Origin of the sequence: Methylocystis sp., assembly GCF_021731785.1 — a bacterium.
Lineage (GTDB): Bacteria > Pseudomonadota > Alphaproteobacteria > Rhizobiales > Beijerinckiaceae > Methylocystis.
Window position 1 is genome coordinate 27,390 of record NZ_JAKFWS010000133.1, and the last position, 18,453, is coordinate 45,842.

13 protein-coding genes and 1 pseudogene are annotated in these 18,453 nt (G+C 62.3%); 8 read left to right on the top strand and 6 right to left on the bottom strand.

What is annotated here, in order from left to right:
- Positions 1–22: 22 nt before the first annotated feature.
- The 3 genes from QZ964_RS18180 to QZ964_RS18190 are packed head-to-tail and all read left to right on the top strand — an operon-like array spanning position 23 to position 4,866.
- Positions 23–2,254 carry an RNA degradosome polyphosphate kinase gene (locus tag QZ964_RS18180; protein WP_292533320.1) on the top strand — a complete coding sequence of 744 codons (2,232 nt, stop codon included), beginning with the start codon at positions 23–25 and terminating at the stop codon, positions 2,252–2,254.
- Positions 2,247–3,773 (top strand): exopolyphosphatase, encoded by a 1,527-nt coding sequence (gene ppx / locus QZ964_RS18185; protein WP_292533321.1) that lies wholly within the window; start codon positions 2,247–2,249, stop codon positions 3,771–3,773. The genes QZ964_RS18180 and ppx overlap by 8 nt, the downstream gene beginning before the upstream one ends.
- Positions 3,774–3,822: 49 nt before the next feature.
- Positions 3,823–4,866 carry a linear amide C-N hydrolase gene (locus QZ964_RS18190; RefSeq protein ID WP_292533322.1) on the top strand — a complete coding sequence of 348 codons (1,044 nt, stop codon included), beginning with the start codon at positions 3,823–3,825 and terminating at the stop codon, positions 4,864–4,866.
- Here QZ964_RS18190 and QZ964_RS18195 read toward each other — a convergent pair.
- The 4 genes from QZ964_RS18195 to rnd all read right to left on the bottom strand — a co-directional run bounded on the left by QZ964_RS18195 (position 4,863) and on the right by rnd (position 8,152).
- Positions 4,863–5,834: a 2Fe-2S iron-sulfur cluster binding domain-containing protein gene (locus QZ964_RS18195; RefSeq protein ID WP_292533324.1), complete on the bottom strand. Its 972-nt coding sequence runs from the start codon at positions 5,832–5,834 to the stop codon at positions 4,863–4,865. The two genes, QZ964_RS18190 and QZ964_RS18195, sit on opposite strands and share 4 nt — an antisense overlap.
- A 4-nt stretch (positions 5,835–5,838) precedes the next feature.
- Complete coding sequence (locus QZ964_RS18200) at positions 5,839–6,204, bottom strand: group 1 truncated hemoglobin (RefSeq protein WP_292533325.1); 366 nt, start codon at positions 6,202–6,204, stop codon at positions 5,839–5,841.
- Positions 6,205–6,347: 143 nt separating this feature from the next.
- Positions 6,348–6,737, bottom strand: coding sequence for a hypothetical protein (locus QZ964_RS18205; RefSeq protein ID WP_292533327.1), 390 nt, complete (start codon positions 6,735–6,737; stop codon positions 6,348–6,350).
- 242 nt (positions 6,738–6,979) lie between these two features.
- Positions 6,980–8,152, bottom strand: coding sequence for a ribonuclease D (gene rnd, locus QZ964_RS18210; RefSeq protein ID WP_292533329.1), 1,173 nt, complete (start codon positions 8,150–8,152; stop codon positions 6,980–6,982).
- 347 nt (positions 8,153–8,499) lie between these two features.
- Between rnd and QZ964_RS18215 the strand changes: the two genes are divergently transcribed.
- On the top strand, positions 8,500–9,444 hold the full coding sequence (locus QZ964_RS18215) for a tetratricopeptide repeat protein (protein WP_292533330.1): 945 nt from the start codon (positions 8,500–8,502) through the stop codon (positions 9,442–9,444).
- Positions 9,445–9,593: 149 nt separating this feature from the next.
- Here QZ964_RS18215 and QZ964_RS18220 read toward each other — a convergent pair whose 3' ends face one another.
- A complete protein-coding gene (locus QZ964_RS18220) occupies positions 9,594–10,088 on the bottom strand; it encodes a peroxiredoxin (RefSeq protein ID WP_292533332.1) in 495 nt (164 codons plus the stop codon).
- 137 nt (positions 10,089–10,225) lie between these two features.
- Between QZ964_RS18220 and QZ964_RS18225 the strand changes: the two genes are divergently transcribed.
- Positions 10,226–13,717, top strand: coding sequence for an AsmA-like C-terminal region-containing protein (locus tag QZ964_RS18225; protein ID WP_292533333.1), 3,492 nt, complete (start codon positions 10,226–10,228; stop codon positions 13,715–13,717).
- Between the two features lie 15 nt (positions 13,718–13,732).
- Here QZ964_RS18225 and tyrS read toward each other — a convergent pair whose 3' ends face one another.
- Positions 13,733–15,001 (bottom strand): tyrosine--tRNA ligase, encoded by a 1,269-nt coding sequence (gene tyrS, locus QZ964_RS18230; RefSeq protein WP_292533334.1) that lies wholly within the window; start codon positions 14,999–15,001, stop codon positions 13,733–13,735.
- Positions 15,002–15,247: 246 nt separating this feature from the next.
- Between tyrS and QZ964_RS18235 the strand changes: the two genes are divergently transcribed.
- The 3 genes and pseudogenes from QZ964_RS18235 to QZ964_RS18245 form a co-directional block, all read left to right on the top strand.
- The gene (locus QZ964_RS18235; protein WP_292533335.1) at positions 15,248–16,321 is read left to right on the top strand and encodes a hypothetical protein; all 1,074 of its coding nucleotides are present in this window, start codon (positions 15,248–15,250) and stop codon (positions 16,319–16,321) included.
- 269 nt (positions 16,322–16,590) lie between these two features.
- Positions 16,591–18,012 carry an MBOAT family O-acyltransferase gene (locus QZ964_RS18240; RefSeq protein WP_292533337.1) on the top strand — a complete coding sequence of 474 codons (1,422 nt, stop codon included), beginning with the start codon at positions 16,591–16,593 and terminating at the stop codon, positions 18,010–18,012.
- A 23-nt stretch (positions 18,013–18,035) separates the two neighbouring features.
- A pseudogene (locus QZ964_RS18245) lies at positions 18,036–18,453 on the top strand (alginate O-acetyltransferase); the annotation flags it as partial.

The following is an 18,453-nucleotide window of genomic DNA, read 5'->3' on the forward strand; positions in this document are numbered from 1 at the left end:
ATGGCCCGACCGGAAAATGGAAATGAAACCCCACGCCCAGGATCAACTCGCCGCCGAGCGCACCGGCGCCGATATCGTTGTCATGGATCGCGCCGATGAGATCCTCGTTGAGGATCCCGCCAAGCTTGCGGCTTCTCCGCAACGCTTCATCAATCGAGAATTGTCCTGGCTCGAGTTCAACCGTCGCGTCCTCGAGGAGGCCTCCAACCGCAATCACCCGCTGCTCGAGCAGCTGCGGTTTCTGTCGATCTCGGCCAATAATCTCGATGAATTCTTCATGGTGCGCGTCGCCGGCTTGCGCGGGCAGGTGCGCTCCGGCGTGACCGCGCGCTCCGAGGACGGGCTGACGCCCGCCGAGCAGCTGACCAAGATCACCGAGCGCGTCACGCTGTTGACGAGCGAGCAGTTGCGGCGCTGGCGCGAACTTCGCGCGGAGATCGAAGAAGTGGGAATCGTCATCGTCGAGCCCGCCGATGTCTCCAAGGCCGATCGCGAGTGGCTTGAGGATTATTTTCTCAGCCGCGTCTTTCCGGTTCTGACGCCGCTTGCGGTCGACCCGGCGCATCCATTTCCCTTCATCCCCAATCTCGGCTTCACCTTGGCGCTCGAACTGGTGCGTCCCGGCGATCGCAAAACATTGCAGGCGCTGGTCAGGCTGCCGCCGAAGATTGAGCGTTTCGTGCCTTTGCCGACGACCGGCGGCGCGGGTCGCGAGCGCTTCATGCTTCTCGAAACGCTGATCGCGATGAATGCGCAGCGGCTTTTCCCCGGCTATCTGCTTCGGGGGCAGGGGCTGTTCCGGGTCATCCGCGACAGCGATCTCGAAGTCGAGGAAGAAGCCGAAGATCTCGTGCTGCTGTTCGAGACGGCGTTGAAGCGGCGCCGGCGCGGTTCGGTGATCCGGCTCGAAGTCGCCGCCGACATGCCGGCGAGCTTGCGCGCGCTTGTCGCCGAGGAACTCGACGTCAACGAGCCTGAGACGTTCGAAATCGACGGCATGCTGGCGCTCAACGATCTCTCCGAGCTTGTCGCGCTCGATCGGCCGGAACTTAAGTTCAAGCCCTATAATCCGCGCTTCCCCGAGCGCGTGCGCGACAATGGCGGCGACTGTTTTCTCGCGATCAAGCAGAAGGACCTTGCGGTCCATCACCCTTACGAATCCTTCGACGTCGTGGTGCAGTTCCTGCAACAGGCGGCGCGCGACCCGAACGTCATCGCGATCAAGCAGACGCTCTACCGCACTTCGAATAACAGTCCGATCGTGCGCGCGCTTGTGGAGGCGGCAGAGGCGGGCAAATCCGTCACCGCCCTTGTCGAATTAAAGGCGCGTTTCGATGAGGAGGCGAACATCCGCTGGGCGCGCGATCTCGAACGCGCCGGCGCGCAGGTCGTCTTCGGCTTCATCGAACTCAAGACGCACGCCAAATTGTCGCTCGTCGTGCGCCGGGAGGGCTCGGGTCTCGTCACCTATTGCCATGTCGGCACTGGCAATTATCACCCGGTGACGGCGCGCATTTACACTGACATTTCAGTGTTCACCGCCGATCCGGCGATCGGACGGGATATCTCGCGCATCTTCAATTACATCACCGGCTATGCGGAGCCTGCGGGATTGGAGCGCATGTCAGTCTCGCCGATTTCGCTCAAGAAGAAGCTTCTTGAGCATATCGAGCAGGAAATCGCCTTCGTGAAGACCGGCAAGCCCGGCGTCATCTGGGCCAAATGCAATGCGCTCGTCGATCCGGAAATCATCGACGCCTTTTACGCCGCATCGCAAGCGGGCGTCTCGATCGATCTCATCGTTCGCGGCATCTGCTGTCTGCGGCCCGGCGTTCCGGGGCTCTCCGACAATATTCGCGTGAAGTCGATCGTCGGACGCTTCCTTGAACATGCGCGCGTCTACGCTTTCGGCGGCGGCCATGCGCTGCCGCATCAGCGCGCGCATGTCTACATTTCTTCCGCCGACCTGATGCCTCGCAATCTCGATCGCCGGGTCGAGGTGATGATGCCGATCGTCAATCCGACGGTGCATCAGCAGGTGCTCGACCAGATCATGCTCGCCAATCTGATGGATAATGAGCAGAGTTATCGCGTCCTGCCGGACGGCTCCTCGTTGCGCATCGTTCCGCCGGAGGGCGAGGAGCGATTCAACGCACACAAATATTTCATGACCAACCCGTCGCTTTCGGGTCGCGGCAAGTCGCTCAAGGACTCGCGGCCGCGGCTGCTGCTGAAGCGTGGGCAGAATGCTTGAGACTCCGCAGCGTCACATGACGCGGCGGCCAGATTCAGAGCCACGACCTGTCGCCATTGTCGACATCGGCTCGAATTCGGTGCGTCTCGTCGCCTATCAGGCGCTTGTGCGGGCGCTAACGCCGATCTTCAACGAAAAGGCGATGTGCGGCCTCGGCAAGGGCGTCGTCACGACAGGCCGGCTGCCAGACGAGGGCGTCGACAAGGCGATCAAGGCGCTGCGTCGCTATCGCGCGCTTTGCGAGACGATGGGCGTCGACGACATCGAGGTTATCGCCACCGCGGCGGTGCGTGACGCCAAGAACGGCACGGTGTTTCTCGAAGCGGCGCGCGACGCCATTCAGCGCGACATTTCTTTGCTTTCGGGACGTCGCGAGGCGGAGCTTTCCGCTCTCGGCGTCGTTTCGGCGATTCATGAGCCGGACGGCGTCGTCGGGGACCTCGGCGGCGGCTCGCTGGAGCTAATCGACGTCCAAAAGGAGACGCTCGGCAAGGGCGCCACGCTGCCGCTCGGCGGATTGGCGCTCATGGACGCGTCGCAGCGCTCGATGCGCGAGGCGACGCGCATCGCCCGCAAGGCGATCGCCGACGCCAAGCCGCTCGAACATCTCAAGGGCCGCACGTTTTACGCCGTGGGCGGCACTTGGCGCTCGCTCGCAAAACTCCACATGCGTCAGCGCAATTATCCCCTCGGCGTGATGCATCATTACCGCATCCAGACGAGCGAGGCCGCCGACTTTGCGGAGCTTGTCGAGCATATCGACAGCGAAGCCCTGGAAGACATCAATGTCGTCTCGGCCGCGCGTCGGCCGTTGCTCGCCTATGGCGCGATCGTGCTCGATGAAATCATCCGCCGCGCCAAACCTCGCGAGATCGTCATTTCCGCCGCAGGCGTGCGTGAAGGCATGTTGTATGAGCGGCTGCCGTCAGCCGAGCGGCGCATCGATCCATTGCTCTCGGCGACCCGCGAATTGGAGGCGACATTCGCGCGCGCCCCAGGCTATGGCGATGATCTCGTCGATTGGACCGACGTTTTTATGGACAAAAGCGGAATCGACGAAACCGAGGACGAGCGCCGCCTGCGTCACGCCGCCTGTCTGCTCTCCGACATCGCTTGGCGCGCCCATCCGGAATATCGCGCGCAGCGCGCCATGAATATCGTCACGCAGGGGCCCTTCGTCGCCATCGATCATCCGGGCCGCGCTTTCCTTTCTCTTGCCATCGTCTTTCGTCACGAAGGGCTCGACGGGGCTGAGGGGCTGTCGGATCTGCGCACCCTGTTGACGACGCGTCTGTTCATGCGCGCGCGCATTCTCGGGGCGCTCATGCGCGTCGGCTATCTGCTGTCGGCGTCGATGCCGGGCGTGCTGCCGCGCACGCGTCTGCGGATCTGCGACCGCGCGGCGACGCTCACTCTGCCGCAGGCTTTCGCCGATCTGGCGAGCGAGCGCGTGCTCAATCGATTGAAGGCGCTCGGCAAGCTCATGGGCGTCGACGCGCGCATCGAAATCGGGTCCTGAAGGCGCGGGCGCCCTAAGTTCAAGACGATTCGATTGAAAGGAATCCGGCATGAGAAAGTTCTTTGCAAGTTGGCTTCTCGCTTGCGTCGGGCTGACATTGATGAGCGCCGGCGCACAGGCGTGCACGCGCGTGCTCTATCAGTCCGCCGATAAGGACTATATCGTCGGCCGGACGATGGATTGGGACGTCGATCCGCGAACAAACCTGTGGTCCTTTCCGCGCGGCATGGCGCGCGACGGCGGCGTTGGTCCCGGCTCGATCAAATGGACGTCGAAACAGGGTTCGCTCATCGCCGATTTTTATGATGCGGCTACGGCAGAGGGCGTCAACGAGGCAGGCCTCGTCGTTAGCCTTCTCTATCTCGCCGAGGCGGATTACGGAGACCCGAAAGCGTCAAGAAAGCCGCTGCTTTCCGTCGGCGGCTGGGCGCAATATGTGCTCGACAATTTCGCGAGCGTCGCGGAGGCGGTGAAGGCGCTGCAAAAGGAGCCCTTCGCGATCGTCGCGCCCGACCTTCCCGGCGGCGTCAAAGCGGCGAGCCATATGGCGCTCGCCGACGGGTCGGGCGACAGCGCGATCCTCGAATATCTCGGCGGAAAACTCATCATCCATCACAACCGCAAATACACGGTGATGACCAATTCGCCGCCGTTCGATCAGCAGCTCGCGCTCAACACCTATTGGGTCGAGATCGGCGGGTCGAATTTCCTTCCCGGCACGCAACGCGCGTCCGATCGCTTTGCGCGCGCCAGCTGGAATTTGAACGCGACGCCGGAGGTTGCGGGCAGGCGCTTGGCGATCGCCAGCGTCTTTTCGATCATTCGAAACGTCTCGGTGCCGCTTGGGATCGCGACGCCGCAGGAGCCCAACATCGCCTCGACGCGCTGGCGTTCGGTCACCGACATCAAGGATCGGCTCTATTATTTCGAGCCGACGCTGAACCCGGCGATCTTTTGGGTGGACGTGACGAAATTGAAGCTCGAACCGGGCGAGAAGCCGGCGAAGCTCGATCTGGTTGGCAATCCGATTTTATCTGGCGAAGTTTCGGACAAATTCACGCCGACCGAACCGTTCAAATTTTTATCGCATTAGGCAGCAGCCGATCGAACCGCCGGCGTGAAGGCGTCCGATCGAATATTCTTCAGGCTCGCGCCGCGCATGAACAGTTCGCGCTTAAGGCGCTTCACGAGATTTTCGCCGCCGCACAGAAAAATCGCGGCGTCGGAGATGCTTTGTTCGGCTTCGAGCGCCGTCGCCGCAACGTCGCCGCCGTGCGGCGCCGCTGGATCGAACGCGCAAGGGAGGTAGGCGAAGTTGTCGCGCGCGTTCGATATCGTCTGCAGTTCGTCCGAAAGATAGAGTCCCCTGCGGCTGCGCGCGCCGTGGTACAGCCGGATCGGCCCGCGATGGCCCTTTCGCAAGGCGTCGCGCAGCACGCCATACAGCGGCGCGAGACCCGTGCCCGCGCCGATCAGCAGCATCGGCTGATCCGTATGGACGCCCTCGTAAAAGCAGGAGCCCGATGGTCCCGCAACGTGGACACTGTCGCCGGCGTGCAGCTCTTCCGCCAAATGACGGCTCATACGTCCGTCTTGATGGAGGCGAATGTGCATTTCAAGGAAAGGATCTTCTTCCGGATGGCTTGCGAGCGAATAATGGCGCTTCAGGTCTTCTCTGGCGCTGAGTTCGACAAACTGTCCGGGCCGATAGGCGAAATCCGCCGCCTCGACCCGCAGCCGGACGATATCGTCGCTCAAAGGATCGATGGCGCGAACGATCGCTTCGAGACTCGCGCCGAGATCATCTGGCCGCAGGATCGTCAGCGGCGTCGTCGGCCGGCATATGCAAGGCAGAAAATAGCCCATGGCCTTTTGCGCGTCGGTCAGGCCGGACTGTGATTGAGGCGGCGGCGCGCCCTCAATCGCCCGATGCATACAACTATGGCAGTTGCCGGCGCGGCATGAATGCGGCGCGTTCACGCCCACGCGCAGCAACGCTTCAAGAACGGTTTCGCCCGGCGCGACGTCGACCGCACGACCCTCGTGTGTGACGAGCGTCACGAGACTAGCGATTGAGCACGTCGTCGCGCACGGAATTGGCGATAGCGGCGACTTCCTTCACCGCCGTTTCGGGAACGCCAAGATCGCGCAGCGTGTAGTTGAGGTTTTCGATCACCGCGTCGACATGCGAATCGTTCAGACCTTTGTCGACAAGCCGCTTATGCGCGTTGCGCATGTCGGCGCCGGTGTAATTGTTGGGTCCGCCGAACGCCATGGTGAGAAAAGCCTTCTGTTTGGCGATCTGGCTCTCCATGTCGACGTCGTCGAAGAAGTGCGCGATCCGGCCGTCTGCGAGGACTTTACGATAAAAAAGCTCGACGGCCGCGTTGACTGCGCCTTCGCCGCCCAGGCGTTCGTATAGGCTGGACATCTCTTCCTCCCTGGAATTGGTCTTATTCGCAACCATAGTCACGAGTGCGACGGCAGACGCAAAGGCCAGCCGTCGCCAATTCCAGGGTTTCGATAGGGCCACGCTACGGCGGCGTAGTTTGCGCCGCCGTATCCAGGAGAGATTTATTCGGCCGCGGGATGCGCCGCGACTCGATCGATCTTGTCCACGCGCATCGACTCCGCGCCCGAGGCGCAACTGAAGCGCAGGGACGTGCCCACCGCCGAGTCGAAGTGTGCGGCCTTACCGTCAGCGACGGTGAAGACAAGCCGCGTCGCCTGGGTCTCGGGCGTCGCCTGCTCATCCAGCGCCGAGTCGATCACCATCATCGTAAGACGGCAGCCGTTCTCGCCCGAGGCGAAATAGCTCACGACATGCTTTGACCCTGCGTCAAAACTCGCCGCCATCAGTGGCTTCATCGTCACGGAGGCGTCGGCGGCGGACAGGGCCGAACCTGTTGCAAGGCACAGCGCTCCGCCGAACGCCGCCGCGACAATTCGATTTCCTGTGGTCATGTCTTTTCCTTCCATCTTCGGAGCAAGACGCGCGATCGCGCTTGGCCACAGCGCGCCCCGCTCGAACTGGAAGTGGATATTGCATTGCACCCAAGCAATAGCGCGGCGCGATTAAACATGTTTTATGTACTATAATTAGCTGAAATATATACATTTCTTCGCTTGCTCAAATTTTAGCCAGCGCGGTCGTCGTTCTGCTCGCGGCGATAATATATTTTGCGTTGCGGCAGAAAAGTTCCCTGTTACTCGGCGGTTGCGGGCTCAGCGGCCTCTTGCCAGTCGAATGTCACGACCCGGCCGTTTTCAACCGCAAGCGCAAGCCGGCCGCGTTTCAATTCCAGGGCCTTCTCGCCGAAGATCGTGCGGCGCCAGCCCTTCAGCGCCTGAACGTCGGCATGGTCGTCATGGGCGATGGCTTCGAGGTCGTCGACGGTAGCGATCATCTTGGCGGCGACGCCCGTTTCTTCCGCCACCAAACGCAGCAACACCTTCAGCAACTCGACCGTCGCGCCGTTCGAGTTGCGACGATCGCGCTCGATGCGCGGCAGCGTGACGGGATCGCGGGCGACGCCGCGCTCAACCGCGGCAATAATGTCCGCCCCCGCGCGGGAACGCTCCATGCCCTTTGGAAAGGAGCGCAGATTGCCGAGCGCTTCGATCGAGCGCGGCGCGGCTTGCGCAATTTCGAGCAGCACGTCGTCCTTCAGGACTCGCGAACGCGGCACGTCGCGCATTTGCGCCTCTAGCTCGCGCCAGGCGGCAAGCTCCATCAGAACGGCGAGGTCGCGCGGCTTGCGGGCGCGGTGGCGCAGGCGTTCCCAGGCGTTTTCCGGATGCTGCTCATAGGTCGCGGGCGAGGTGAGCGTCTCCATCTCGTCGGCGAGCCATTCGAGCCGGTTCGAACGTTCGAGTCGTTCCCGCAAGGCTGTGTAAATGTCGCGAAGATGGGTGACGTCGGCGATCGCATATTCGATCTGCGCGCCCGAGAGCGGACGCCGCGACCAGTCGGTGAAACGCGACGATTTGTCGAGATTGGCGCGCGTGATCGCTTTCACCAGCTCGAGATAGGAGGCTTGTTCGCCGAATCCGCAGACCATGGCCGCGACCTGAGTGTCGAACAGCGGCGCGGGAATGAGTCGGGCGAGACGCCAGATGATTTCGAGATCCTGACGCGCGGCATGGAACACTTTGACGACGCCGGGATTGGCCATGAGGCCAAAAAACGGTGCAAGATCAAGATCGTCGGCAAGGGCGTCGATCGCCACAGCCTCTTCCGGCGACGCGAGCTGGATGACGCAGACGCGCGGCCAGAACGTTGTTTCCCGCAGGAATTCGGTGTCGACGGTGACGAAGGGATGCTGAGCGAAGCGATCGCAGACCGCAACCAGTTCCGTATTGGTGGTGAGCAGACTCATTTGAGTTTTATTTTAGACGGTTTTGTCGTCGGTCTGAAGTCCTAGAGCGCGCTGCAAAAAAGTGGAAGCCGGTTTTTTGCGCAAAACGCGCGCTAAATCTTTGAGATCAAACAATTTATCTGATTTTTAGCGGTTCGCCCCAAAGCAGCGTGATCAAAGGCGCGTTTGTTATGCTTCAGCGGCCTCGACTCCGTTCCAGGCCGGAACGGGCAAGCCAGCGCGCAACTTTTTTGGTTTTGAGCCGCAGCGGCGGCCTGGACCGTCATAAAAGGAGAATTCCGAGTTGCGGGCGGCGCTCCTTACGATAGCATGCCGCCGCCACTCTATCGGGGAGCCACGTCCGACACATGTATCAACGTCTCAATTCCGCTGCGCGAGCGGCCGCGCGGGCGAGGTTTTCAGCGGCCATTATTCTCTCCTCGACGCTGATCGGCGCGCCGGCCCTGGCCGCGCATAAGGGGGGCGTCAGTCCAGGCTGGGACCAATGCCGCGCCCCCGATCCCGACGCGCGCATCGCCGGATGCACGCAGGTGATTCAGGAGATCGAAAAGGAAAACCGACACAATCAGGCGGCGGCCTATGTCAATCGCGCCGGCGCCTATCAAGCGAAGGCCGATTACGCCCACGCCCTCGAGGATTTCGGCAAGGCGCTGGAGATTGATTCCAAATCTTCGGTGTTTTTTGGCGCACGCGGCGCCGCGCATCTCGCCAAGGGCGATCTCGACCGTGCGCTTGCCGACTATGATCAGGCGATCGCGCTCGACAAGAGAAACGCCGCGGCCTTTCTGGCGCGCGCCCACGTCTGGCGCGCCAAGGGCGATGTCGAGAAGGCGCTCGCCGATCTCGAGGCTGCCGCCAAGGCCGAACCAAAATCGACGGCGCCGCTTGTCACGGCTGGCGCTCTGCACCACGCGAAGGGCGATCACGACCGCGCCATCGCCGCCTTTTCTGAGGCCGCCAAGCGCGATTCGAAACTCGCCGCGGCGCGCAACGGACGCGGCGCCTGTCACTACGCCAAGGGTGAGCTCGACAAGGCGATCGGCGATTTCGACGCCGCGTTGAAAATCGACGCCAACTATGTCCATGCCCTTGTTAACCGCGCCAACGCCTGGCGCGCCAAGAAGGACTTCGCCCGCGCCAAGATTGATTACGAGGCGGCGCTGGCGGTGAAGCCAGATCTCGTCGCGGCAAAGAAGGGGGCCGCGGACATGGCGAGGCTCATCGCCAAAAAGGAGTCCGGCGGGGCGACGCCGACCGATGCTGCTCCCGCGGCCGAGCATGACCACAACTAGCGCGCCGCCAGAAAGCCGACGCCGGCGTTTCGCGCAAGGCGCGCTCTAAACTTTGGAATCGATGGCTTTTGCTGCGATCGGGCGATTACGCCCGTATGCAGGCGTGATCGAACAAATGCTCACTTCCAATTCCCGGCGGCGAAAGGGCGTTACAGCGCCTTGGCCGCCGCCAGGACCTCTTCGGCGTGACCCGGCACCTTGACCTTGCGCCAGATTCTGGCGATGCGGCCGTCGGGACCGATCAGCACCGTCGTGCGCTCGACCCCCATGTATTTGCGGCCATACATGCTCTTCTCGACCCAGACTCCATAGGCACCGAGCGCGTCCTTTTTTTCGTCCGACGCGAGCGGGAGCGACAGCTCGTATTTGGCGCGAAACTTGTCATGGCTCTTGACGGGGTCCGGCGACATCCCGACGACGACAGTCTTCGCCTTCGCGAATTTGTCGCTTAATGAATTAAAATCAATGGCTTCCTTGGTGCAGCCCGAGGTGTCGTCCTTCGGATAGAAATAGAGCGCGACTTTCTTGCCCTTGAACGCGGCGAGCGAGAGCTTTTCCCCGCCCGCGCCCGGAAGATCGAATTCGGGCGCCAACTCGCCCTCCTTTAGCCCCGCTTCCCCCACCTTCCCGACGGTCGTGCTCATGGCGCCTTCCTTTCGTCGCATCCGCAGCTAAAATCAGCGCTTAGAATGCAGACTGCGCGCCAGCCGGCAAGACCGGCTTTATTCAACACCGGCTTTTTGCCCGCGCCCAAGCTGCAGGGAGCCGAGAGCGAGGCCAATTGACCGACAGGACGGGGCGCAAGCCTAGCGGCGACGCCGTCGTCGACATGGCGCGGCGTGCGATGTTGCGGGCCTGTCGCGCAGCGTGGCGACCAAAATATTGGGCGCCGCGTAGCGGACTTCCCCGCCTGATCATGCTGAGCGGGCTTGCCGTTGCGCTGCTTTGCGCGCTGGCGTTCGGCAGCTTTGTTCTGCTGCTCTCGCAGGGCTCCATCACATTCGCCTGGCTCGCGCCGCACATCGTCAAATCGCTCGATGAGCTCGCAGGCGGACGCTATGAATTTTCGCTGGCGACCGCCTCGATCGGCAACGGCGATCACGGCCCCACGCTGTCGGTCGACAATTTCGTCGTCAAGAAGGACGGCCTTCCGATCGTCGCGGCGCCGCGAGCGGAGCTGTCGCTGGACCTGAATTCGTTGTTGATCGGCCGTGTAAAGCTGCGACGGCTGGAGGTGCTCGATCTGGATTTGCGGCTCTCCGTCGATCGGGACGGCGCGGTCGCGATTTCAGCCGGCGCTCATCCCGTCCCGGCCCAGGCGCCGAGAATCGAGCCGTCAGAGGCGGGGACGCAGCACGCGACGTTGCGGCGCGACGCTGCCGGGGCGTTGCGGGCGCTGATGGACCTCGCCACCAGTCCGAACAGTCCGATCGGCGCGCTCGATCGCCTTGGCGTCGCGCATGGCCGGCTCACCATCGACGATCGCACGATCGATCGCGCCATCCGCTATGAAGACGTGACGCTCAGTCTCGACAAGGGCGGCAACGGCATGCGCTTCTCTGCGGCGGCCAAGGGCCCCGCGGGGCGTTGGACGGCCGTCGCCGTCGCAAAGGGCGCGCCTGGCGGACGGCGCGATTTTCATGCCCAGTTTCGCGACTTGTCGATCGACGAGATCGCGCTAGCCGGCGGATTCCGTACCGCCCGCTTCGACACTGACGCGCCGTTCTCCTTCGATCTGCGATTTGCGCTCGGCGCCGGCGATGAGGTTCTCGAAGCGTCCGGCCAAGCGGAGATGGGCCGCGGCTATTTCCGCTTTGACGAACCGGACCATGAGCCGGTGATGATCGAGAAGGTCGCCGGCGTTGCGACCTGGGACAGAGGCGCGCGCAAGCTGGTGATTGCGCCGCTTGTGTTCAAGGCGGGCGGTTTCGACATGACTGTCGTTGGCGAAGCGCGTCCGCCCGCAGGGGCGACGAGCATTGCTGACGCGGCGCGCCTCGACGGGCCGTGGACGATCGCGCTTGGCCTGAAAGCGCCAACCGTGGTCGCGCCCGAGCGCGCGGGCGAAAAGAACATTCGGATTGACAGCGGGTTGCTCGACGCGCGGCTCTTTCGCGATGAACGCCAAATCGTTTTCGACAAATTCGCCTTTGCCGGCCCGGATACGCATATCGACGTCAGCGGCGCGATGAGTTGGCGCGATGACATTCGCATCACGCTCAAAATGGGCATCGAGGAAACGCAGATAGGCGCGCTGGCGCGCCTGTGGCCGACCCATGTCGCGCCGTCCGTGCGCGCCTGGTTTGTCGACCATGTGCCAACGGGCGTATTGAAGCGGGCAAATTACGCCGCCGATTTCGATAGCGCGGCGTTGACGGCGATGCGATACGAACAGGCGCCGCCGGATCGATCGCTGTTCGCCGAAGGCGACATTGTCGAAGGCGCTGTCACCGATATTCTGCCGGGCATGGCGCCGCTCAGCGGCATCAACGGACGCCTGCGCATTACCGGGCAAACGGTGTCGTTCGCCGCGACTTCAGGAGTCATGGAGACGGGGCCTGGGCGGCGCCTCTCGCTCTCCTCGGGCCGCTTCATCATCGCCGACAGCGCGCTGCGCCCAACTCCCGCCGTGGTCGAGGTCGATGTGACCGGCGACGTCGAAGCCGTCGCTGACCTTCTGACATTGCCGGCAATCGCCGAACATGCATCGGTTCCCGTTGCGCCGGGCGCGTTGAAAGGGTCGATCGAAGGACGTTTGCGCGTCGATTTCGAGACGGGCTCGACCGCCCGCGACGACGCGACGACGTTCGCCATCGATGCGACGACGTCGAACCTCGTGGTCGACAATCTGATCGGCAAGGAGAAACTCGAGGGCGGCTCGCTGCACGTCGTCGCTGATCGGGCCGGATTGCGCATCAGCGGCGCCGGCCGCATCTTCAACGCGCCGGCGACTCTCGACCTGCGCCGGGGTTTTGGCGACAAAGGCGCCGCCCAAGCGCTTGTCGCCTTCACCTTTGACGACGCGGCGCGCCAGCGCGCGGGCTACGCCATCGCCGGCGTCAGCGGCCCGATCCTGGCGACGATACGCACGCCGATCCCGGTCGAGAACGTCGACACGCAGATTGAACTCGATCTTTCGCGGACGACTTTCGACAATCCGCTCCCGGGTTTGGCGAAGCCGGCGGGAAAGCCAGCGAGAGCCTCGTTCAATCTGACGCGCCGCGGCGAGGCGATGGCGCTCGAGCAGTTCGTGTTTGACGCGGGGCCGACGCAGGCGCAGGGCGTCATCGAATTCGGCCGCGACGGCGCCTTCCGCGCCGCGCGTCTCACGCAAGCGCGGCTCTCGCCAGGAGACGACATGCGCGTCGACGTGCAGCGCGGCGGCGAGTCCCTCAAGATCGTCGCGCGCGGCGCGAATTTTGACGCGCGGCCGTTGATGCAGGGGCTGCTGCGCGCCGACCACGGCGCAAAAGGATCGATCGAAGACCTCGATCTTGACTTTAAGGCCCCGATCGTCACCGGCCATAACAAGCAAATTTTGTCTAACGTGGAACTGAAATTGGCGCGGCGCGGCGGCAAGCCGCGTGCGGTGGCGCTGACGGGCGCTTTTGGCCGCGAACCGATCGTCGTCGGCTTGGATCGCAGTACAAACGGCCCACCGCAGTTGGAAATTTCGACGAACGACGGCGGCTCGCTTCTCTCCTTCCTCGATATCTATCGAAAGATGGACAGCGGCGCGCTGAGCGCGACTGTGCAGCTTGGCCAGAACCGCGCCGACGGCGCATTGCGCATCCGCGACTTCTATGTGCGCGGCGAGCCGACCGTCCGCCAGCTGATGGCCCAAAGCGGAACGGCGCGAACCGACGATCGGGGCAACTACCGCTTCGACCCCGACCTCGTCCGCGTCGGCAGATTGGAGAGCGAGTTCGGCTGGTCAGGCGGACAACTCACCGTGCGCGAGGGCGTGCTATCCGGTCCTGAGATCGGCCTCACCTTCGACGGCTATATCGACTTCCAGCACGAGCGGCTCGATCTCGTCGGCACCTATGTTCCCGCCTATGCGTTGAACAGTCTCCTGTCGAACATTCCGGTCGTCGGCGTGGTGCTCGCCGGCGGACAGCATGAAGGCGTCTTCGGTCTGAGCTATCGCCTTTACGGCGCGCTGTCGTCGCCTTCGATCAATGTCAATCCGCTGTCGGCGATCGCGCCCGGCCTGATGCGCAAGATCATGGGCGTCATCGACGGCACCGCGCGCATGCCGCAACAGCGGTAGGATTGGCGCGTTACGTCAGGCGCGCTCAAGCAGCACGTGCTTCTTTTTGCCGAGCGAGAGTTTGACGACGCCTTCGCTCGCAAAATCGCTTTCGCCAATCACGCCGCGTTCGTCGGTCACCGGCGCGTCGTTGACGCGCAGTCCGCCGGCCTTGATCTGGCGTCGCGCTTCACCGGTCGACGAAACCAGTCCCGCTTTGACGAAGGCCGTCAGCACGCCGAGGCCTGCGGCGACTTCTTCAGCAGGAACGGCGACCTTTGGCAGCGACAGCGCAAGCGCGCCTTCCTCGAAAGTCGCGCGCGCGGTTTCCGCCGCTTGCTCCGCCGCCGCGCGACCGTGAATGAGCGCTGTCGCTTCGGTCGCGAGCGTTTTCTTCGCGTCGTTGATTTCGGCGCCCTGCAGCGCCGCGAGGCGCGCGATCTCTTCCATCGGCAGGAAGGTAAAGAGCTTTAAAAAGCGGGCGACGTCGCCGTCTTCCGTATTGCGCCAATACTGCCAATAGTCATAGGGCGACAGCATGTCGGCGTTGAGCCATACGGCGCCGGTGGCGGTCTTGCCCATCTTGGCGCCCGACGCTGTGGTCAGCAGCGGCGAGGTCAGCGCGTAAAGTTGCGGACAGCCCATGCGCCGCCCGAGATCGAGGCCGGTGACGATGTTGCCCCATTGGTCGGAGCCGCCCATCTGCAGCAGCGCGCCATGGCGCCGGTTGATCTCGACGAAGTCATAGGCCTGCAGGCACATGTAATTGAACTCGATGAAGGAGAGCTCATGCTCTCGCTCGAGCCGCAGCTTCACCGAATCCATGGTCAGCATGCGATTGACGGAGAAATGGCGGCCGACGTCGCGCAGGAAATCGATGTAGTTCAAGCCGGTCAGCCAATCGGCGTTGTCGAGCAACAGCGCATCCGTCGCGCCGTCGCCGAAGCTAAGGAAGCGTTCGAAGACGGTCCTGATCGATGCTTTGTTCGCGTCGATCTGTTCGACGGTCAGAAGCTTGCGGCTCTCGTCCTTGCCCGAAGGATCGCCGACCCGCGTGGTGCCGCCGCCGATCAGCGGCAGGGGCTTGCCGCCGGCGCGTTGCAGCCAGGCGAGCATCATGATCGGCAGCAGCGAACCGACATGGAGCGACGGGGCCGTGCAGTCGAAGCCGATATAGGCGGAAAGCGTCCCCGATCGCGCCTTCTCGTCGAGGCCCTCGAAATCGGAGCATTGATGAACAAAGCCGCGCTCGATGAGCGCGCGCAGGAAGTCGGATTTTGGCGTGAAATCGCTGGGGGAAGTCATGAGGCTGGGTGATAGGCGCTGCGCGCCGGCGGCGCAAGGCGGCGGCCGGGCCTCGCGCTACGAAAAAGCGAATTGGCGTCATGTCACCGCAATTGCGTAAGTGCACGTAATTGCGTAATTGTAATTACATCTTTCAGAAATCCCGGGCGGCATTATCCCGTTACGCCCGAGTTGCTTCGTTGGAATCCGCAGGTGAGGCTTTTGCCGACTTTGCGGGGCAAATTATTTCACAGAAGGGATAGCATCATGGTCGAGAAATTAATTGGCGCCGAAGAAGGCGTGACCGATGAGGATCGCAACTATCGCGGCTCGCGTTTTGCCGATGTCCGAGCAGCCGTATCCGCCAATCCCTATTACAAGGTTTGGGGCGTCGAGGACGAACTGCCGTTGCCCGATACGCCGACGCGTCTATCCAATGTACTGCGGGGGATTTGGACATTCGGGCGGCGATATTGGTTCGCCAAGGCTGCGGCGCGCGCGGTCGACTCGCACGCCGATCTGCGCTGGGGGCCGGATGGCAAGGGATTCCTGCGCCTGCTTCATCCCAACGGCGTCTGTCTCACGGGTCTTTGGGAGATTATCGAAGAGACCGCTTACTCTGGCTATTTTAAGCGCGGGAGCCGTGCGCTCGTCATTGCCCGCTATTCGTCGAGGCTTCCGCGGCGCGGGCAGAAGACGCGCTCTCTCTCGCTTGTCGGAAAACTCTATCCTACCGACGATCCCAATCACGCCGATCCGCTGCGGACAGCGAATTTTTTCACCCAGGAGGATATCGGCGGCGCCTACTCCGACTATATCAACGACGCCGAGCTTCGTAACGCGCCGAATGTAACGCCATTGCGCCAAGGCCTTGGCCTAGCGGTGCTGCTCGTCAATGGCATCGTTTTTAGCCTCACCGACAAGTTCTCATCGCAGCGCCAGGTGCACACGATTGCGGAACTCGACAAACCGCCTTTCGAGCCGACACGGACGCCTGCCTTCCTGCGTCTCACCGTCGCGCCTGATCAGCCGAGGATCGAAGGGGAAGGCCTCGATTTTCGCGACGAAATCTTGGCGCAGATTTTCGACAGAGGCGACCCGAGGCCAAAGCCCAAGCTCGTTTTCAACGTGGAGGTCACCGATCAGGGCGTCGAGAAGAGAAAGTTTGGAAACGTCAAATGGACATTCGAGAACTGGCGGCGCATCGGCCGGTTGACCTTCGACAACGCTATCGCATCCTATAATGGCGATTACGTTATCCATTTCAATCATCCCCAATGGCGCGACGATCGCAACGATCCGAAGACCGCTTTTCGTCCGCCGCTCAAAGCTTGTTGTTAACCGCCGGCCTGTTCGATGGCTCCGCTTCGGTGTCGGACATGCCGAAGTAATGGCCCAAATGCGGCTCGATGCATTCGTGATGACGGGCGCAACCTCCCCCGTCTCCCGCGAAGCGGGGGAGGGTCCGCCGCCGCGCCGGCCAACAGGAATTCGAGAATTCTCAGAGATTGTCCCCGCGGCAGGCGGCTTTCTTGCCCCATGCCGGGGCTTTTGATAGAAGCCGCAGGCCTTAGCGCTCGCGCCGGCGCGCCGACGAACGCAGGACAATCATGCTTTTCTATGAGCCGCTGTTCCTGTTTCTGTTCGGCCCGGCCGTTTACCTCATCTATCTGGCGTTCGGCGAAGTCCGCATACGGCGGGCGATCATCCTGTTTGCGGCGAGCGTCATTTTTTACGCCTGGAGCGAGCCGGTCTTCATTTTCCTCGTCTTCGCGTCGGTCGCGCTCGATCTTTATGTGGCGCAAAAGATCGCCGCCTTGCCAGAACAAAAACCTCGCAAGCTCTGGCTCGCGCTTGGCGTCGTCGCCAATCTCGCGATCCTCGTCTATTACAAATACACGGGCTTTCTCGCGCTCAATCTCGATGCGATTTTGAAGGCGCTGACGCTGCCCGGGATCAATATTCCCCAGATCGCTCTGCCGATCGGCGTCAGCTTCATCGTGTTCGAAAAGATCACCTATCTCGTCGACGTCTATCGCGGCGTCACCGCGCCGGCGCGCGGGCCGCTGCTCTATGGGCTCTACGTCTTCTTCTTTCCCAAGCTCCTCGCCGGACCGATCATCAAATATCACGATATCGCGCGCCAGTTCGACGAGATGCCGCATGCCGACGTCGATGATTTCGTCATCGGCTTTTCGCGCTTTATGCTCGGCGTCGTGAAGAAGCTGCTCTTCGCCGATACGCTGGCGAGCGGCGCGGACCTGATCTTTTCGCGCGACGTCGGTTCTCTCGGCTTCACGCAAGCCTGGGCGGGCGTGCTGTTCTTCACCTTCCAAATCTATTTCGATTTCTCGGGCTATTCCGACATGGCAATCGGTCTTGCGCGCATGTTCGGCTTCCGGCTCTTAGAAAATTTCAACATGCCCTATGTGGCGACGAGCATCACCGATTTCTGGCGGCGCTGGCACATTTCTCTTACCAGCTGGATTCGCGAATATTTGTATTTTCCGCTCGGCGGCAATCGGCGCGGCGAAGCGCGCACCTATCTCAATCTGTGGATCTGCTTCTTCGCCTCAGGCGTTTGGCACGGCGCCGCTTGGACCTATATCGCCTGGGGCGCCTATAACGGCGTGTTTCTCGTTCTCGACCGGCTGTTTCTGGTAAAGCGCCTGCAGCGATTGCCGGATTGGTGCGCCAATATCGTCACGATGATCGTCGTGATCGTCGGCTGGACGTTCTTTCGCGCGACCTCCCTGTCTCAAGCGGGCGCGCTGCTGGCGTTGATGGCGAATCCTACAGCGCAAGCGAGCGTTGAGATCGCCATTCCGGAAGAATATGTCGTGGTGGCGCTGATCGCCGCGGCGATTTGCGTCGCGCAGCGGCTCTCGCTTTATGTCAAGGATTTCGATTGGGGAAGCGCGGCGCAGCGTTACGCGATGGCGTCGAACAGCGCGCTATCGCTGCTCTTTCTTGCAGCGCTGGCGAAGGGACTGGCCGATCCCTTCAAGCCGTTCATCTACTTTCGCTTTTGAAGCGGACGGGCGATCGAGCCGAAATGGATAGACGCGTCGAGAAAGATCAAGCGGAACTGGGAGCGGCGGCGCCGGCGCCTGCCTCTTTCGCGCGCGCCTTTCTAAAGTCGCTCACCTTCGCGCGCTTGCCGATCTTTGGCTGTGCGGGCTTCATCGCCTTTCTTTTCCTAGCCAATTTATGGAATTTCGCCGTTGAACGCGATTGGCCAAAGCTGCGCATCCGCAGCGCCTGGCCGCTCGCTGGCGTCGCAAAGCCAAAGCCCGCGCCCTGGACGCTCGACGCTTTTCTTTCCGGCGAGACGCAAAAGGCGGTGTCGACAAATCTCGGCCGAATGTCGCCGGTTTTTCCGATTTCCGTGCGCGCGAAAAATCAGCTCGTCTTTTCGCTTTTCGGCGGCTCGGCCGCGCCCGGCGTCATGATCGGCCGCAACGGCCAGCTCT